Here is a 3,933-nt window from a genome sequence, read left to right as displayed (position 1 = left end):
GTCTGGGACTGCTCACGCGGTCGCCGGCGGAGGAGCGGGCGGAGGCGGCGGCCGACACGGCGGAGTGGCGGGAGCTGTTCGTGCGGCTGGGGCTGATGGGAGCGGACGCCTCCGAGGAGGCCGAGATCCAGGCCGTCCACCGGTACCTGCTGCGTACGCCGGCCCGGATGATCGGGGTCTGGCTCCCCGACGGCGTCGGCGACCGGCGCCCGCAGAACCTGCCCGGTACGTGGGACCAGTACCCGAACTGGCGACTGCCGGTCGCGGACGCGCGGGGCCGCCCGGTGACACTGGAGCAACTGACGGAGTCACCTCGACTCCGAGCACTGATCGACGCGCTGAGGCACTGACTCCGCTCCCGCGGGCAGTCGTGCCGCTGGGGCGGCACGGGTGGGCGCGGGAGCGGCGGTGTGCGGCACGACTGCCCGCGGGAACGTGGACGCCCGCGAGGGCGGCTTAACGGCACCCCGCGCGCGCGGACCCCGACCGTGTTGGATAGTTTGGGCACCGTGGACAAGAAGAACGCCCTGCGCGCCGGCGCCCTGGCAGCCGGTACGACGCTGATGATGCTGCTCATGTCGTCCCCCGCGCTCGCGCTCACCCGCGACGACGGCGACGACCCCGGCACCGGCCTGAGCGTCATCGAGACGCTGGGCCTCTACGTCGTGGCCCCGATCGCGCTGTTCGTGATCATCGCCGCCCTGGTGATGGTCGGCGACAAGTCGCACAAGAAGAAGGACCCGACCAGCTCCAACATCAGCACCAAGGCCGAAGCCAAGGCCTGACCCGGGGCTCACCCGCTCTTGAAGAGGGCGCCGTCACCGCCGTGCGCGGGGCCGGCGCCCTCGGCGTTGCCGAAAAGCGCCCTTGCGCGTTCCGCCACGGCACGATCTCCTCACAGATGGCACCGAGGAGGTCCTGATGAACGGCACCACCCGTACCGTGGTCGTGGTCGGTTCCGGCCCCACCGGTCTGCTGCTGGCCGGTGACCTGGCGGCCGCCGGCGTCCCCGTCACCGTCGTCGAGAAGCGCGCCCGCGGGATCAGCAACCTCTCCCGTGCCTTCGTCCTGCACGCCCGCACCCTCGAACAGCTCGACGTGCGGGGCCTGGCCGACGAGCTGGAGGCGGTCGGCCGCCCGCTCGACCGGCTGCGCCTGTACGACCGGCTCGAACTCGACCTCCGCGCGCTCCCCTCCCGCTTCCCCCACCTCCTGGTCATCCCGCAGTACGAGGTGGAGAAGGCCCTGCTGCGGCGGGCCGTCGAGGCCGGCGCCGACTTCCGGTACGAGACCGGGGCGACCGGACTGACCCAGGACGCGGACGGCGTGACGGTCCGGACGAAGGGCCCCGGCGGGGAGCACGGGGAACTGCGGGCCGCGTACGTCGTCGGCACCGACGGAATGCGCAGCACCGTACGGGAGGCGGTCGGGCTGCCGTTCCCCGGACGTTCCGTCATCCGGTCCGTGGTCCTGGCGGACGTACGGCTCGCCGAGCAGCCGGAGACGCTGCTCACCGTGAACACCGTCGGGGACGCCTTCGCCTTCCTCGCGCCGTTCGGCGACGGCTACCACCGGTTCATCGGCTGGAACCGGGCCCGCGACGTCCCCGACGACGCCCCCCTCGGCCTCGACGAGATCAAGGAGATCGCCCGCCTCGCCCTCGGCCGGGACCACGGCATGCACGACGCCCGCTGGATGTCCCGCTTCCACAGCGACGAACGCCAGGCGCCCGCCTACCGCGTGGGCCGCGTCTTCCTCGCCGGGGACGCCGCGCACGTGCACACCCCGGCCGGCGGACAGGGCATGAACACCGGCATGCAGGACGCGGCCAACCTGAGCTGGAAGCTCGCCCAGGTGCTGGACGGCCACGCCCCCGACGCGCTGCTCGACACCTACCACGCCGAACGGCACCCGGTCGGCCGGACGGTGCTGCGCAGCAGCGGCGGCATCGTCCGGTTCGCCATGGCCCGGCGCTCCACGACCCTGGCGCTGCGCGCGGCCCTGGCAGCGGTGGTCACCCGTGCCGCCCCGGTCCGCCGCCGGGCGCTCGGCCAGGTCACCGGCGTCGGCATCCGGTACGCCGCACCCCTCGGCGCCCACCGCATGACCGGCCTGCGCGTCCCCGACGTGGCGCTCGGGGGCGGAGGCCGTCTGCACCAGGCGCTGCGCGGTGGCCGGTTCGTACTGATCACACCGGAGCCGTACGACGACGGGGGCGCCCGCAAGGAACGGCTGGCGGTGGAACGCTGGGCGTCCGGGAGCCGCCGTACGACCGTGCTGGTGCGCCCCGACGGATACGTGGCCTGGGCGGCGGACTCCGCCGGCGCGGCCGACGTCGAGGCCGCGCTCGCCACGCACGTCGGCTGAGGAGCCGAGCAGCCGAGGAAGGGGAGGAGCCGAGGAAGGGAGGCGGCCCCTACCTCTCGGTCGCGAGCAGCAGCTCCCGCAGCAGGCCGGCCAGCTCCCCCGCCCGCTCCCCGTCCAGGGTGGACAGGGCCTCCGTCTGGACGGCGAGACCCGCGCCGACCGCCGCGTCGATCAGGCGCAGGCCCGCCTCGGTGAGCGTGACCTGCAGTCCGCGGCGGTCGTGCGGGTCGGGGGAGCGGCGGAGCAGTCCCGCGCGCTCCAGCTTGTCGAGGCGGCCGGTCATCCCGCCGGTGGTGAGCATCAGCGTGGCCGAGAGCTGGCGGGGGGAGAGGGTGTAGGGCTCCCCGGAGCGGCGCAGGGTGGCGAGGACGTCGAACTCCCCGCGCGAGATCCCGTACCTGGCGTACTCCTTCTCCATCCGGTCGCCCATGGCGCGCGCGAGCCGGAAGACGCGCCCGAAGACCTCCATGCCGGCGGTGTCGAGATCGGGCCTCACCCGCGCCCACTGCTCGATGATCGCGTCGACGGGGTCCTGGGTGCGCTGCTCTGCGGTCATGGACAGGAGTATCCGCCGAGAATCGGTCACACGCAAGAAAGTAGGTTGACGGCAAGTAGCTTGCGACTAAGCTACTTGTCATCGACCTACTCGGAAGAGGTGCGCCCGTCATGGCCGCGAACCGTGCCACCCTCATCGCGCTCACCGCCCTCGCCCCCGTCTCCTGGGGCACCACCTACGCCGTGACCACGGAGTTCCTCCCGCCCGACCGGCCCCTGTTCACCGGCCTGATGCGCGCCCTGCCCGCCGGGCTGGTCCTGCTCGCGCTCGTCCGGGTGCTGCCGCGCGGGGCCTGGTGGTGGAAGGCGGTGGTGCTCGGCGCGCTCAACATCGGTGCCTTCTTCCCGCTGCTGTTCCTCTCCGCGTACCGGCTGCCCGGCGGCATGGCGGCGGTGGTCGGCTCGGCGGGCCCCCTGCTCGTGGTCGGCCTCTCGGCGCTGCTGCTGGGGCAGCGGCCGACGGTCCGCAACGTGGTCACCGGGGTCGTGGCCGCGTTCGGCGTCAGCCTGGTGGTCCTGAAGGCGGCCGGCGCGCTGGACGTGCTGGGTGTCACCGCGGCCCTCGCCTCCACCGCCTCGATGTCCGCCGGCACCGTCCTCACCAAGCGCTGGGGCCGCCCGGAGGGCGTCGGCCCGCTCGCCCTGACGGGCTGGCAGCTGACGGCCGGAGGCCTGCTGATCGCGCCCGTCGCCTTCCTGGCCGAGGGCGCCCCGCCCGCCCTGGACGCCCCGGCGGCCGGCGGCTACCTCTACCTCGCCCTGGCGAACACGGCGATCGCGTACTGGCTCTGGTTCCGGGGCATCGGCCGTCTCACCGCCACCCAGGTCACCTTCCTCGGCCCGCTCAGCCCCCTCACGGCGGCGGTGGTCGGCTGGGCGGCCCTCGGTGAGAGCCTGACACCGCTGCAACTGGCGGGCATGGCACTGGCGTTCGGTGCCACGGTGGCCGGCCAGGGCGCCGCCCCGTCCGCCCGGACGGCCACCGCGGCGCCCGCGTCCTCCCGCGCCGCG

Annotated in this window: 4 protein-coding genes and 1 pseudogene; 4 read left to right on the top strand and 1 reads right to left on the bottom strand. The window is 74.0% G+C overall.

From position 1 onward, the window contains the following. From B7767_RS40155 to B7767_RS40145, 3 genes and pseudogenes are all read left to right on the top strand, one after another. A pseudogene (locus B7767_RS40155) lies at positions 1 to 350 on the top strand (4-alpha-glucanotransferase); the annotation flags it as partial. Positions 351 to 509: 159 nt separating this feature from the next. Beyond that, positions 510 to 785, top strand: coding sequence for a hypothetical protein (locus B7767_RS40150; protein WP_030818505.1), 276 nt, complete (start codon positions 510 to 512; stop codon positions 783 to 785). A 136-nt stretch (positions 786 to 921) separates the two neighbouring features. Beyond that, the gene (locus tag B7767_RS40145; protein WP_085576229.1) at positions 922 to 2,367 is read left to right on the top strand and encodes an FAD-dependent monooxygenase; all 1,446 of its coding nucleotides are present in this window, start codon (positions 922 to 924) and stop codon (positions 2,365 to 2,367) included. Positions 2,368 to 2,416: 49 nt separating this feature from the next. Here the strand turns inward: B7767_RS40145 and B7767_RS40140 are convergent, their stop codons facing one another. Beyond that, a complete protein-coding gene (locus B7767_RS40140; protein ID WP_085576228.1) occupies positions 2,417 to 2,923 on the bottom strand; it encodes a MarR family winged helix-turn-helix transcriptional regulator in 507 nt (168 codons plus the stop codon). Positions 2,924 to 3,033: 110 nt separating this feature from the next. On the opposite strand from B7767_RS40140, the gene B7767_RS40135 reads away from it, so the two are divergent. Then, positions 3,034 to 3,933, top strand: a 900-nt coding sequence (locus tag B7767_RS40135) for an EamA family transporter (RefSeq protein WP_107486613.1), incomplete at its 3' end; no start/stop codon positions are given.

Source organism: Streptomyces sp. 13-12-16 (assembly GCF_002114215.1).
GTDB lineage: Bacteria > Actinomycetota > Actinomycetes > Streptomycetales > Streptomycetaceae > Streptomyces.
Note: the sequence above shows the minus strand (reverse complement) of the source record. Positions and strands in the feature narration are given on the sequence as shown.

What these genes read in the sequence shown, in the direction of transcription:
- B7767_RS40145 (WP_085576229.1), top strand. Translation starts at nt 922, where the DNA reads ATGAACGGCACCACCCGTACCGTGGTCGTGGTCGGTTCCGGCCCCACC.
- B7767_RS40140 (WP_085576228.1), bottom strand. Translation starts at nt 2,923, where the DNA reads ATGACCGCAGAGCAGCGCACCCAGGACCCCGTCGACGCGATCATCGAG.